Consider the following 12056-nt stretch of genomic DNA (forward strand, 5'->3'; position numbering starts at 1 on the left):
TCCCCTGCTTACTTTTAGCAGGGGCTATTATTTTCCCATTTAAGGATTAAAGATCGGAGACCTTTATGAATATCAAAAATATTAACGATACACTTCCTCATCGCTACCCATTTTTAATGATTGATAGAATCACAGAAATTGAAAATGAAAAATCCGTAAAAGGATATAAATTAATCACAAGTAACGAATGGTTTATAAATCCGAATCAAAACAGCATGCCACACATGCTAATTGTAGAGGCCCTTGCACAGCTTGGAGCATTTGTAGGAACAAGTGAGTCTACCGGATTAGGATTCCTCTCCTCATTAGACGGTGTAACATTTAATGGCACTGCTATACCTGGTGACAAGCTAAATTTACAATATGAAGTTCTGCGGAATAAACGAGGATTTGTTCTCGGGAAAGGGATTGCTTCTGTAAACGGAAAAACGATTGTTACAATCGAAAAATTACTAGTTTATATCACAAAATAAAGGTTTTATTATAACTATACAATGACAAGGAGTACAAGAATGAAGAGCGCTGTCGGTATTGATGCTGGTGGAACATTAACGAAAATTGCTTATTTTAATGAAAACAATACATTGCATTTTAAAAAATTTTACTCCTATGAACAAAACAAAATTAAAGATTGGTTACATAATCATACACATATTAATAGATTATCTATAACTGGCGGTAAAGCTGAACAGTTACAAACATTATTTTTAGAAAAATACACTATAGAGTATGTTGCAGAATTCGATGCCACACTTGCAGGCGTTCACTATCTTATTAACAACGGAAATTATTCCATAAACAACTTTGTTTTAACAAATATCGGTACAGGAACATCCATTCATTATGTCCATAATAAAAATTATATTCGTGCTGGAGGAACTGGTATTGGTGGAGGCACTATCATGGGCTTGTCGAAACTATTAGCGAATATAGATCGTTTTGAAGAAGTAATCCAGCAGACAAAACTAGGTTCTAGGCAGAATCTCGATATAACAGTTGGAGATATTTATAGCGGGATTCTATCTCCTATTGATAGTAATTTAACAGCTAGTAATTTCGGAAAAGCTGCTATGAGTGAAGCTGATTATAACAAGTCTGATTTAATTGCTACCCTTCAAGGTCTTGTTGGTGAAGTAGTTACTGCATTAAGCCTTCAATTTGCAGAAGCAAAAGATATGGATCATATCGTTTATATTGGATCTACACTATCAAATAATACACATCTACAAAAAATTATAGGTAGTTATACTTTGTATCAAAATAAAAAACCTATCTTCTTAGAAGATCACGGTTTTAGCGGGGCTATTGGTGCCTTCCTGAGTATAGCGAAATAAATATATTACAAAGAAAAGAGCCTCTGTGAAAGAGAAAACATGAGTCGAAATTTTACATAATAAAAAAGCTGGTTTTTAGACCAGCTTTTTTATTTGAACTATAGCTCTACATACCCTTTTTCTCCACCGAGATACTGAAAGCCAGTTACACCAAATTCTTTCGTTACATATAATTTTATCGCTTCAATCCCTTCACCAAAATAAGGAATAGGGTTTTTCAAAAACGAGATTGTTTTTTCTCCATCATAAATTTTAGCTTTTATTATATCTTTGTCCGAATGAAACAATATATATATTCCCTTATAATAATATTCATAATATCCCTCTTCATCCTGTTCACTCTTGTCTTCAAAAGGTATACATTCCATTTTATAAGTATCCCCATTAATATTTATTAATTCCATGTAATCCGCCCCTTTAAGGAAAACTTAGGTACATTAACATGTAACAACCTCTTTTATTCCGCTTCTACATTTTCTTGTAACAATACGTTTTTGGAGAAACAGACTGTAAAAATTCATTCATCTCCCCTACAGAATAAATATATAACTCATGCATCGCACGCGTACAAGCGGTATAAAATAACTTACGTTCACTTTCTCGGCTGTATTTTCCCTCTGATGCATCGTAGATAATGACCGCATCAAACTCTACCCCTTTCGATAAATACGATGGGATAATCAAAATACCTTCATCAAACGAACTCGTTTCTTTCTTAATGAGGCGAACTGGTAATGATGTTTGTAGGGCATAGTACGCTTCTTCACTTTCTTCCGCTGTTTTACAAATAACCGCAATTGTTCTGTGACCACTTTGCTTCAATTGTTCGATTTGGTCCACAATCTTTTTATGATGAGCTTCTCCTTCTTTCACTTCTGTTATAATCGGTTGTTTTCCTTCACGCTGAAACGGTTCAATTTCATCACCGTCAATTAACTGCTTCGTAAATTCAATAATTTGCTTTGTAGAGCGATAACTACGCGTAAGAACAATTTTTTCACTTAGTTCTTCCCCATACAAGGTACTTAACTGTGAAAATTCATTCTCTGATGCATGTTCATAAATGGTCTGATTAAAATCACCTAGTATTGTCATTTTTGTATGCGGAAATATCCGTTTCAAAAATGCATATTGAAATGCAGAATAATCCTGCGCTTCATCAATAAATATGTGCTGCACAGATGTATTTTTTTGTAATTCTTCCAGTTGGTCTTTCATGTATAAATAAGGCGTTGCATCTTCATACGCCATATAAAAACCTTGCATTTTTTCTATTGTTTCTCCGCATATTTCATCCCATTTTTGTGGTAATTCATTTTCTTCTACAAGTTGCTTAGCAAACTGCGGATCTTTAAATAACTGCATATAGAGTGCTGGTGTATGAATAAATTGTAATTTTTCCACACGTCTTCGGAGCGGTTTAAAATATTTTTTCACAACAATAGCTGCTAACATATTTTGTTCACGTTCAAAATCATCAAACGTACCATCGGAATATTCTTGTCTTTTCTGTAATTTCTGATGAACTTTTGCGTATGTTTCTTTATCTAATAACTGTACTTCTTCTTCCACCCAAAGTTTTTTTCTCTCTATTTTTTCTTGCTCCTTCAGCTCCTTTAACAACCACTCAGAAATTAACTTTATTCGATTCGGAATCCGTATTGAAGGATCAAATTTATAAAATTGTTCTTTTATTTGTTCTTTAGAGATTAATACTTCCCCTCTAAATTTTATATCTTTAAATAACATACCTTCTCGTTTTAAATAAGATACATACTGATCTACTACTTCAATAAAATCAGAACTTGCTTTATATCTAATCCCTTCTAATCGTGTTTTATAACTCTTTTCTTCCATTCTTGTCAGTACATATTCCATTTGTGTAAATGGATCTTCTAATTCAAATTTCTTATCAATATGACGCTCTAAGTATTCTTGGAATGTCGTTTGCTTCATATTGTCTTCACCAAGTTCCGGCAATACTGTAGATACATAGCTATTAAACATCGAGTTTGGAGAAAAGAGAACGATTTGATCGGCGTGTAATGTCTCTCGATAACGATATAATAAATATGCGACGCGCTGAAGTGCTGCCGATGTTTTACCGCTCCCCGCAGCTCCTTGAACAACAAGTAAACGACTCTTTTCATTCCGGATAATTTGGTTTTGTTCCTTTTGAATTGTTGAAACAATGCTTTTCATTTGTGTATTGGCGTTATTTCCTAATACTTCTTGTAGCAATTTATCGCCAATCGTCACTCCTGTATCAAACATACTTACAATTCGACCATTCCGAATAACATATTGCCTTTTTAAGGTCATTTCACCCGAAATCGTATCATTAGGTGCTTCGTATTTAGCTCTTCCTACAGAATAGTCATAATACAAACTTGATATAGGGGCTCGCCAGTCATACACAAGAAATTGTTCTGTCTGTTCATCGTAGAATGAGTGAATACCAAGATAAATAGCATCCTCACTTTTTTCACCGTCTTCTAAAAAATCTACCCTTCCAAAGTATGGTGATTGCTGTAATCTTTGTAATCCTTTTAGTTGATTGTAAGCATGGCGGTGACTTTGCTCTCGTTCAGATAATAACTCTGCTTGTTGTTTGATACTTGCTGCCGTTTCGATAGCCTCTTCTGTATTATCAACATTCACAGTTACATCGTCCCAAAAATGTTTTCGAATCTGGACAACATCTTTTGTTGCTGCACTTGTATATTGCTCTAATGTATCAATATGTTTTTCAATCTTTCCAACTACTTCTTTCACACGATGTTGTTCCTGTTTCCACTCTTGACCGGTTTTCTCCATATTGCCACTCCTTATCAACTAATCGTTTTGATGCTCATTGTTTGATGCTATAACAAATTCAATAAAAAGTTTGACAAACAAGCAATCGATTTGTTATAATTAAATTGGGTAATTATTGATTTTTCACAAAAATAAACAATGAGCGTTTTTCCATTTTAACACATATATATGAAAAATCAATAAAAAGGAGATACAAATTTGTATCTCCTTTTTATTTTGGAAGTTCCACTTCAAATTCTATTATTGATTCTCCATCTTCTCCAATACGTTCAACACTTACTTTTTCAATTATACATTGCAATCGCGTGCTTAATTTCAGCATCTTCTCTGCGATTTTTATTGCCCGTTGTTCATTTTCTTTTCGTCCAACTGTAACGTGTGGTATATAAGGTATATCACTTCGCAAAAATTCCGTCAAAGGCCCTTTGTATAACTCATCATGTAACTCCCTTACCTGTTCCCTTCCCTTTTCAACACGTAAGAACAAGTACTCACCTTCATGACTTATTCGATCAATAAGCTCAATTTCTATTGGATGAATCCCTTGCAATTTCCGGGCTATATGCGCTCTTAGTTCATCATTAGAAAGTGCACTTTCAAAAGGAAACACAAGTGTAATATGTGGTTGAATGAATCCAAATAAAGGATCATGCTTTTTTCTAATTGCTTCAATTTCATCTATTTGCGCCTCACCTAGAAAAAGTAAAATAGTACGCACTCTCCACCCTCCCTCCAACGAAACAAAAAACTCAGCTCTATGAAACTGCACGAAAAACTTTTCTAAACTTCATATAACAAGCAATTCTCCATGGAACTATATAAGAAATCGCAACAACATAAAACAATAACCCTATCGTTTGCTGATCCAAATCAATTATATATTGCCTAGAAACGTACCTTAAAATTACAATCCCAATAAAAGTAATGAGAAAAGCTACACTTTTCTTCGTATAGATATTCCCATCTTCTCTTCTCTCATAATTTGTAAGTATAATAAGTGGAATCGCGAAAAGAATTCCAAATAACATCGCAAAGCCAATGTATACTGTAGCCGGATGAATAGGACCAAAAAACATTAAAATTCCTGGTGATAAAAAAAGCAGTGGTAATAAAATTCGCTTACCATTTCCCTTTATCGGTCTATGCATAGAGCGGTAACGCCGCCATAAAATCAATAATGCAATACATAAAAACATCGTTATTAACGAAGATGTATCTCCCATATGTTTTCCTTCTCTCCTAAAATATTTTATCTAACACTGCTATACAATTTATTAAACCGTTTGTTCTAAAGAAATTTTTCGAATACATATGCCACTAATCACAAAGTAAAACACAATTAGCCCACTGGAAATGATTATGAACGAAGGTATATTCATCAAAACTTCAGTTTTTGTAAGGGTCAATTTTAGCCCACTGTCATAACATACGCTTGTTAAGCCTATAAAAAAGATTGAACCAACTCCACATCCAATCCAATTAAATCTCTGCTGAAAAATAACAATTCCTTGAAAAAGACTCGCTATAGTAACATAAAGTAAAAACTGTACAAAAAACTGCTCAATTGAACCTCCTATCAAACTAGCACTTTCCACACGATAAAATAAGTCCTGTAAGAAAACCATTTGAAACAGTGAAAAAAACGCTGATTGTAAAGCAATATAATAAACTGATCCAATGAAAAACTGTAACCTTGTTGTCCCAAACGAAACAGCTAAGCGAAATACATCTAGCTGTATAAAGAAAGTGCTCACTACAATAAAAAATATAATGGCAATAGAAGGATTGTTGAAAACATCTTGTAAAAAGCCAACTCGTATATCTTTTATATCTATTAAACTCGTTGAACCTTTTATGATTAACGCTACAATCCAAAATATTAAAATAGCTTTATAATGATAATTAATGTGTAATTTCAACTGATTCATTAGCATCTTCACTTTACGTCACCATCCGTTATATAAATAAATAATTTCTGAAGCGACACTCCCTCAATTTCTAACTCTTCACTTTCAAGATATTTATAGTCTTCTTTAGAAAGCTCTCCCCATATAACACCAATCCTTTTATTTCCAAACAATTCTCGGTATACAACATTTTTATTTATCATAAATTCATCCACTTTATCTTTTCGCCCTGATATGTAATGGCCTTGCTGTAATAAATCTTCAACTGCTGATTGAACAACTACTTCTCCTTCTTTCAAAATCAGCACATCTTCTACAACATGCGCTACCTCTTCTACTAAATGCGTTGATAAAATAATTGTTCGGGGATGATTGCCATAGTCTTCTAACAACATACTGTAAAATAATTCTCGGTGCGCTGCATCCAAACCGGTAGTCGGCTCATCAAAAATGGTAATAGGTGCCCTACTTGCTAATCCTTTAATGATTCCGACAACAGTCTGCATGCCATGTGATAATTTATCGTACTTTTGGTTTACATCTATTTGAAACTTTACTGCAAGTTCCTCCGCAAACTTCTGATCCCAATTTTTATAAAACATGTTACATAACTTAAAAATTTCTTTCACTTTATAATTCGAATAAATCTCTTCTTTCACTTTTACAAAACAAATATTTTGTAATGCATGACTATTTTCATACACATTTTCATTAAATATAGATACACTACCTTTACTTGAAACGATTTGTCCAGTAAGAAGGTGAAGTAGCGTTGTTTTCCCCGCTCCATTTCTACCAAGCAAACCATATATTTTATGCTCTTCCAATGAAAAGGTTAATCCATTTATAGCCATCTTTTTCTTATATTGTTTTGTCAATTCTTCAGTTTTCACTACAATTGTCATTCTTTTCCCTCCTTTGTAACCATTTGAATCATTTTGATTAGCTCTTCTTTAGAGATTTCAAGTACCTCCGCTTCCATCCACACTTTAGGCAAAAATTCATTCCTAAAAGCACTTTGTCGCTTCTTTAGTACCACTTCCTTCGCTCCCTTTGCAACAAACATCCCAATCCCTCTCTTTTTATATAAAATACCTTCATCGACTAACAAATTTACTCCTTTCGCCGCTGTCGCCGGATTGATTTGCAGCAATTTTGCAAATTGATTTGTTGACGGAACCTTTTCTTCTTCAAGCAGTATTCCCTTTAAAATATCCGACTCAATGGTTTCTGCAATTTGTATGTATATTAACTTATTTTGTTCAAGAGATTGTTTCATACCTTCCCCCTTAGGTTCATAGGTTCATTACTTATGTAATTAACCATATCACAAGAATATATTTCCATTCAATATTTTCCCATAATTTTTTCGCAAAAAAGAAGTATCATACCTTAAAGAATGATACTTCTTTATAAAACCGTTGTATTTTCTATACTGAACCTCAAGTTCTTTTCATTCAAACCATTTTGACAAAAATCAAACTTCTTTCCCTTTAATAATTTCGTTCGATCTACTACCTGTCCTAGATGATAACTTGTATGCTCAACTAAATGAAACAAGCAATGTATGTCTATACGAGTATTTTCATTACAAGCTTTAACATACTCTTTTTTCCATTCATCAAATGTTCCTTGTACAGTTTTAGATAACATTGCTGGACTTAAATGCATAATCGGAAAATATTCTTCAATCCCGTTTTCAAAATGTATATTCGGATTCGAATAACGACTGCTATTTCTTTTTATATGCTCACAAATATGTAATACAATGCTGCCAATTGAATTTACTGTCCTGTCTGATTTCCACAACTCTTCTTCATTTAAATACCCAATTGTTTGCAGTAATTTAGGTAAATAGTGGTCATACATTCGGTGATAGGCAATCTTATAAAATAGTTCCATCTTTATCCTCCATTCAATTCCCCTATAACTAATACATCGCCTTATCAAAATTCCCTTTCAAAATATACGCATTTTAATCAAAATTGAAAATTTTCATTTTTTATGTTTACAATTATCCATTAATTGTATATACTTACTAACGTAAGAAAAAAATTCTAAAAGGAGGTCGAATAAAATGATGAAATTACAATTACATGTTGCATCTATTTTACAATTAAATATGAATTCGACCACCCTAATGGAGAATTGAAAATCGTTCGGTATTTTCTTTAATTAGCAAATTCGCCACAGGAGGTCGTATACTTTCCTGTGGCTTTTTCATGCCTGTCACAGGAGAATTATATCTTCCTGTGGCTTTTTTGTGCGATTTTTTAATCTCTAACACTATTTCTTTTCGGAAGGAGCAAATATTCAATGACTTTTCACGTACTTTTTTTCAGTATTACAATCCAACGAAAGCAATTATCTGAAGTTGAAATGTTACACGATCAACACATTCAAAAGACTATGAATGACATAAAGGAGCGTCAATGTCCTTACAGTAGTCACCTGTAATTCCTTTACGAAAGGAGGAATTCATTTATGACGATTCATATTTTCTTTTTTACGTTTGCTCTTCAGAAAAAAACTTTATCTGAAACTGAGATTTTACGTAAACAACAATTAAAAGCGATTACGGACGAAGTAAAAGATCGCAAGAGTTCTTATTATAATCAAATGTATTAAAAATTAATTTATAAAAGGAGCAATCTTCTGATGAAATTTCGAGTATTCTTTTTAACCATTACTGTTCACAAAAGTAAAGTCTCTGAAACTGAAATTTTACAAGAACAGCAAATCAAAAAAATGATGGATGAAGTGAAAGAACGTCAAGTTTCTTATTACAACCATATGTACTAAAAATTTATATAAAAAGGAGCAATCACCTTATGAAATTCCAAGTTTTCTTTTTAACGATTACAATTCACAAAAACAAATTTTCTGAGTTCGAAATGTTACACGATCAACACATTAAAAATGCTATGGATGAAGTGAAAGAACGTCAAGTCCCTTATTGTAGTCACCTATAATTCCTTTACGAAAGGAGGAATTCATTTATGAAATTTCATGTTTTCTTTTTAACGATTACCATTCAAAAGATGCGATTATCTGAAGCTGAAATTGTGCAAGAACAGCAATATAAAAAGATTATGGATGACATTCGAGATCGTAGAAGCAAATATTATACACATCTATAATGATGCAATTTAAATCTTATGAGAGGAGAGGATTAAGATGTTAATGACGCGTTGTAAAGAAATGATTTGGATTATTGAGAGGGATTCCACATAGTCCAATGTATGATATTTTAAAAGGCTATTTTTTTCAAATAAACACGAAAAAATCACACAATAAAAACGCCTAATTTCCATTTAAAACTAGGTGTTTTTATTGTGATACCCAAAGTTAACTTTCATCCTCATTTATAACAAGGTAGTAATTTTCTCTAGTATTCCCACGTCTTCAAGTAATCTTTTAAATCATGCGGATGAACTTTCGCACAGCCCCCACCCCAATGCGGGTATATACTTGTGCAATTACCTCTTCTATTAATCTTGAGTTTTCAACCTTCAAATCGTTCAATTGCGAAAATGCCGTAAATAACGTCTCTGTGTCTAGATTATTGGGTGAGGAACAAAATGCGTATGTAAAATCATAAAATAATGACCCCACCATCGGCGAAGGATCAATAATTCCATTCAACACTTCATGATGAAACAAAAAATTATGAATACTGGCGTCATCATGTAGAAAATATTTTTCTTCTTGATCTTCCCATTTTGATCAGGAATGAACAAAAGCTATCACTTTCTCATAGTCTTCTTTTGGTAATACGCCACTCGTGATACCTCTCCTCTATAAAATCAAAAAAGATACATCGCTTAACAAGCAATGTATCCTTCTTGATTCATATGAATTCTTTTTATTTCCGATTATTTCTTTTCATCTTAAATAATCTCACCAAGTTTGAAACAACTGTTTTTGTCACAGCGTAAGCTGGTACTGCTAAAATCATCCCAATAATACCCGCGAAATTACCTACACCAAGAATTAACACAATAATTGTTAAAGGATGGATATTTAATTTCGAACTCATAATACGCGGTGAAATGATGTTACTCTCAAATTGTTGTACAATTGTTACGATAACAATTACCCACAATGCTTGCATTGGAGATACAAATAATCCAACAATTACAGCTGGTGCTGCCCCAATAAAAGGTCCTAAATTCGGGATAATATTTGTAAATGCCGCTATAATACCTAAAACAAAAGCATATGGCAAATCAATGATGACATATCCGATAAATGTAAATGCACCGACGAATAAACAAACGAGCGCTTGCCCCTGAATATAGGCAGACAACGTTTCACCTGTTTCTTTTATAATACGAAGTCCTTCTTCACGATACGATTCTGGTAAAAAACTAACAGCTTTTCCTGGAAATGCATGACCATCTTTAAACATGTAAAACAAGATAAATGGTACTGTAAATACGACTAATGCAACGTTTGTAATAATACCGAATAAAGCCGTTGCACTCGACGTTATTGTATTTGGTATCTCTTTTAAATACTCAATTGCGTTTTTTTCAATCGTTTCAATTGATACATAATCTTGTGTAGCCAGCCATTCAAATAGCCTATGATGAGATAATTCTTGTATGTATACTTTCCCCTCTTTAATATATGTTGGCATGTTTTTCACTAGGTCCATTAGCTGCTGTGAAATCGTTGGAACGACTACACCAATTGCAACTGCTGCCAGTGTAATGATAAAAACATATAACAACAATATCGCTAAACTTCTAGGAACTTTTTTCGCCTCTAAAAACACTAACACTGGATTAAAGATGAAATATAAAAACATAGCGATTAAAATCGGGAAAAATAAAGTGGAAATGAATATGCCAATCGGTTGAAATAAAAATGATATTTTTGTGCAAATAAATATAATTCCTACAACCATTAGCACTTCTAATGTCCAAAAGTGCACTTTCGATTTCAAAAAAACGTCCTCCTTTAAACTAGCACTTCCCTATATTGTATCAAAACATCCATGAATTTTACATGCTATTTTCACCTTCAATGTTCCAAAATGCGAATAAATACACTACAATGAGATTACACACAAATTTGCAGGGTAAAAGGTGATAAATATGACGCAATGTATTATTTGCAGAAAAGAAACGAAAGAACTTAGTGAACAACATGTTATCCCAGAGATTTTATGTGGACATTATTTTACAAATTCAATTTGTGATACTTGTTATGAACATCTCACAATAAACGTGGATCGACCATTAATTCGGCATAAATTGATTCAATATAAAATCGAACAAATGAAGCAACAAATTGATTCTCCTCTTTATACGAATGAATATGGTCAAGAATTAGCTGCGGCAGAAACTGAAGAAGTTGAAACAAACGATGAAATATACTATTCTAATGAATTAATTATGAAACTATGTAAAAAACATGATATTTCATTGCATAATGAAATTTGGAAAGAAGAGCGCGTAACAAAAGTAGCAAGCTCAATTCAACGTGAATTACTTTTAGATAACCGTAAATATAAAATGAGTATCTTAAAAATGGCTTATACATTCGCAGTACATACAATTGACGGTTATTTTAATGATCCAGATGCGATTGATATTTCTACTATTATATCGAATGTTGACTTTATCGAATTAAAAGAACGAAGCATTGTTCGTGATTTAAGTAAAAGTTCATTGTGGAATACCCTTAATACAACTAGCGATAATCACTACTTTATCTTATTAAGTGACAAAGATGGCCTATTCTGCTTCATTCGTCTATTTGATATTTTTGATGTTGTTGTCCATCTTTCTAGAAAAAAATATCAACTTCCATCTCCAATTGTTGGAGTGAATGATATAGAAAAACAAGAATTCTATATTGAAAATTTAAAACAATACATGGATAAGTTATTTAAACAAAAAAGCCCAAAAACTCATATCTAATTACAAACCAGAACATACGGTCTCCTTTCTTGATGAAAAGACACTATGTTATAATGAGTATGAAAAGA

General features: G+C 32.7%; 17 protein-coding genes. 8 read left to right on the top strand and 9 right to left on the bottom strand.

Annotated features, from left to right (window positions below; all coding sequences use genetic code 11):
• Positions 1 to 65: 65 nt before the first annotated feature.
• Both JDS96_RS16950 and coaW read left to right on the top strand, forming a co-directional pair.
• Positions 66 to 473 carry a 3-hydroxyacyl-ACP dehydratase FabZ family protein gene (locus JDS96_RS16950; protein ID WP_199667529.1) on the top strand — a complete coding sequence of 136 codons (408 nt, stop codon included), beginning with the start codon at positions 66 to 68 and terminating at the stop codon, positions 471 to 473.
• Positions 474 to 512: 39 nt separating this feature from the next.
• Positions 513 to 1334, top strand: coding sequence for a type II pantothenate kinase (coaW, locus tag JDS96_RS16955; protein ID WP_199667530.1), 822 nt, complete (start codon positions 513 to 515; stop codon positions 1332 to 1334).
• Between the two features lie 98 nt (positions 1335 to 1432).
• On the opposite strand, the gene JDS96_RS16960 is transcribed toward coaW, so the two are convergent.
• From JDS96_RS16960 to JDS96_RS16995, 8 genes are all read right to left on the bottom strand, one after another.
• Positions 1433 to 1738, bottom strand: coding sequence for a hypothetical protein (locus JDS96_RS16960; RefSeq protein WP_003198167.1), 306 nt, complete (start codon positions 1736 to 1738; stop codon positions 1433 to 1435).
• 64 nt (positions 1739 to 1802) lie between these two features.
• Complete coding sequence (helD, locus tag JDS96_RS16965) at positions 1803 to 4151, bottom strand: RNA polymerase recycling motor HelD (protein ID WP_199667531.1); 2349 nt, start codon at positions 4149 to 4151, stop codon at positions 1803 to 1805.
• Positions 4152 to 4362: 211 nt separating this feature from the next.
• On the bottom strand, positions 4363 to 4869 hold the full coding sequence (locus JDS96_RS16970; RefSeq protein WP_003198163.1) for a 2'-5' RNA ligase family protein: 507 nt from the start codon (positions 4867 to 4869) through the stop codon (positions 4363 to 4365).
• Between the two features lie 37 nt (positions 4870 to 4906).
• Positions 4907 to 5374, bottom strand: a complete 468-nt coding sequence (locus tag JDS96_RS16975; protein ID WP_003198161.1) for a CcdC family protein — start codon at positions 5372 to 5374, stop codon at positions 4907 to 4909.
• Positions 5375 to 5425: 51 nt separating this feature from the next.
• On the bottom strand, positions 5426 to 6085 hold the full coding sequence (locus tag JDS96_RS16980; RefSeq protein WP_098217555.1) for a DUF4052 family protein: 660 nt from the start codon (positions 6083 to 6085) through the stop codon (positions 5426 to 5428).
• A gap of 2 nt (positions 6086 to 6087) precedes the next feature.
• Positions 6088 to 6963 (bottom strand): ABC transporter ATP-binding protein, encoded by an 876-nt coding sequence (locus tag JDS96_RS16985; RefSeq protein WP_018780683.1) that lies wholly within the window; start codon positions 6961 to 6963, stop codon positions 6088 to 6090.
• Entirely contained in the window at positions 6960 to 7337 is a 378-nt protein-coding gene (locus JDS96_RS16990; protein ID WP_199667532.1) for a GntR family transcriptional regulator, read from the bottom strand. Before JDS96_RS16990 ends, JDS96_RS16985 begins: the two co-directional genes overlap by 4 nt.
• Positions 7338 to 7468: 131 nt before the next feature.
• The gene (locus tag JDS96_RS16995) at positions 7469 to 7960 is read right to left on the bottom strand and encodes a hypothetical protein (RefSeq protein WP_016115191.1); all 492 of its coding nucleotides are present in this window, start codon (positions 7958 to 7960) and stop codon (positions 7469 to 7471) included.
• Between the two features lie 414 nt (positions 7961 to 8374).
• Between JDS96_RS16995 and JDS96_RS17000 the strand changes: the two genes are divergently transcribed.
• From JDS96_RS17000 to JDS96_RS17020, 5 genes are read left to right on the top strand one after another with little or no spacing between them, the layout of a single operon-like run.
• On the top strand, positions 8375 to 8515 hold the full coding sequence (locus tag JDS96_RS17000) for a YrzI family small protein (protein WP_016115192.1): 141 nt from the start codon (positions 8375 to 8377) through the stop codon (positions 8513 to 8515).
• A gap of 27 nt (positions 8516 to 8542) precedes the next feature.
• Positions 8543 to 8686, top strand: a complete 144-nt coding sequence (locus JDS96_RS17005) for a YrzI family small protein (RefSeq protein ID WP_199667533.1) — start codon at positions 8543 to 8545, stop codon at positions 8684 to 8686.
• Between the two features lie 30 nt (positions 8687 to 8716).
• On the top strand, positions 8717 to 8860 hold the full coding sequence (locus JDS96_RS17010) for a YrzI family small protein (RefSeq protein ID WP_003198150.1): 144 nt from the start codon (positions 8717 to 8719) through the stop codon (positions 8858 to 8860).
• Positions 8861 to 8889: 29 nt separating this feature from the next.
• Positions 8890 to 9030 carry a YrzI family small protein gene (locus JDS96_RS17015; protein WP_003198148.1) on the top strand — a complete coding sequence of 47 codons (141 nt, stop codon included), beginning with the start codon at positions 8890 to 8892 and terminating at the stop codon, positions 9028 to 9030.
• 27 nt (positions 9031 to 9057) lie between these two features.
• Entirely contained in the window at positions 9058 to 9198 is a 141-nt protein-coding gene (locus JDS96_RS17020; RefSeq protein ID WP_016115193.1) for a YrzI family small protein, read from the top strand.
• A 725-nt stretch (positions 9199 to 9923) separates the two neighbouring features.
• Here the strand turns inward: JDS96_RS17020 and JDS96_RS17025 are convergent.
• Positions 9924 to 11009, bottom strand: coding sequence for an AI-2E family transporter (locus tag JDS96_RS17025; RefSeq protein ID WP_199667534.1), 1086 nt, complete (start codon positions 11007 to 11009; stop codon positions 9924 to 9926).
• A gap of 151 nt (positions 11010 to 11160) precedes the next feature.
• Here JDS96_RS17025 and JDS96_RS17030 point away from each other — a divergent pair, with 151 nt between their 5' ends.
• Positions 11161 to 11988, top strand: coding sequence for an HNH endonuclease (locus JDS96_RS17030; RefSeq protein ID WP_018765717.1), 828 nt, complete (start codon positions 11161 to 11163; stop codon positions 11986 to 11988).
• Positions 11989 to 12056: the final 68 nt, after the last annotated feature.

Source organism: Bacillus cereus group sp. N21 (genome assembly GCF_016483395.1).
GTDB classification, from domain to species: domain Bacteria; phylum Bacillota; class Bacilli; order Bacillales; family Bacillaceae_G; genus Bacillus_A; species Bacillus_A pseudomycoides.

Coding starts and splice junctions, on each gene's coding strand:
- JDS96_RS16950 (WP_199667529.1), top strand. CDS start 66: ATGAATATCAAAAATATTAACGATACACTTCCTCATCGCTACCCATTT.
- coaW (WP_199667530.1), top strand. CDS start 513: ATGAAGAGCGCTGTCGGTATTGATGCTGGTGGAACATTAACGAAAATT.
- JDS96_RS16960 (WP_003198167.1), bottom strand. CDS start 1,738: ATGGAATTAATAAATATTAATGGGGATACTTATAAAATGGAATGTATA.
- helD (WP_199667531.1), bottom strand. CDS start 4,151: ATGGAGAAAACCGGTCAAGAGTGGAAACAGGAACAACATCGTGTGAAA.
- JDS96_RS16975 (WP_003198161.1), bottom strand. CDS start 5,374: ATGGGAGATACATCTTCGTTAATAACGATGTTTTTATGTATTGCATTA.
- JDS96_RS16980 (WP_098217555.1), bottom strand. CDS start 6,085: ATGCTAATGAATCAGTTGAAATTACACATTAATTATCATTATAAAGCT.
- JDS96_RS16985 (WP_018780683.1), bottom strand. CDS start 6,963: ATGACAATTGTAGTGAAAACTGAAGAATTGACAAAACAATATAAGAAA.
- JDS96_RS16990 (WP_199667532.1), bottom strand. CDS start 7,337: ATGAAACAATCTCTTGAACAAAATAAGTTAATATACATACAAATTGCA.
- JDS96_RS16995 (WP_016115191.1), bottom strand. CDS start 7,960: ATGGAACTATTTTATAAGATTGCCTATCACCGAATGTATGACCACTAT.
- JDS96_RS17000 (WP_016115192.1), top strand. CDS start 8,375: ATGACTTTTCACGTACTTTTTTTCAGTATTACAATCCAACGAAAGCAA.
- JDS96_RS17005 (WP_199667533.1), top strand. CDS start 8,543: ATGACGATTCATATTTTCTTTTTTACGTTTGCTCTTCAGAAAAAAACT.
- JDS96_RS17010 (WP_003198150.1), top strand. CDS start 8,717: ATGAAATTTCGAGTATTCTTTTTAACCATTACTGTTCACAAAAGTAAA.
- JDS96_RS17015 (WP_003198148.1), top strand. CDS start 8,890: ATGAAATTCCAAGTTTTCTTTTTAACGATTACAATTCACAAAAACAAA.
- JDS96_RS17020 (WP_016115193.1), top strand. CDS start 9,058: ATGAAATTTCATGTTTTCTTTTTAACGATTACCATTCAAAAGATGCGA.
- JDS96_RS17030 (WP_018765717.1), top strand. CDS start 11,161: ATGACGCAATGTATTATTTGCAGAAAAGAAACGAAAGAACTTAGTGAA.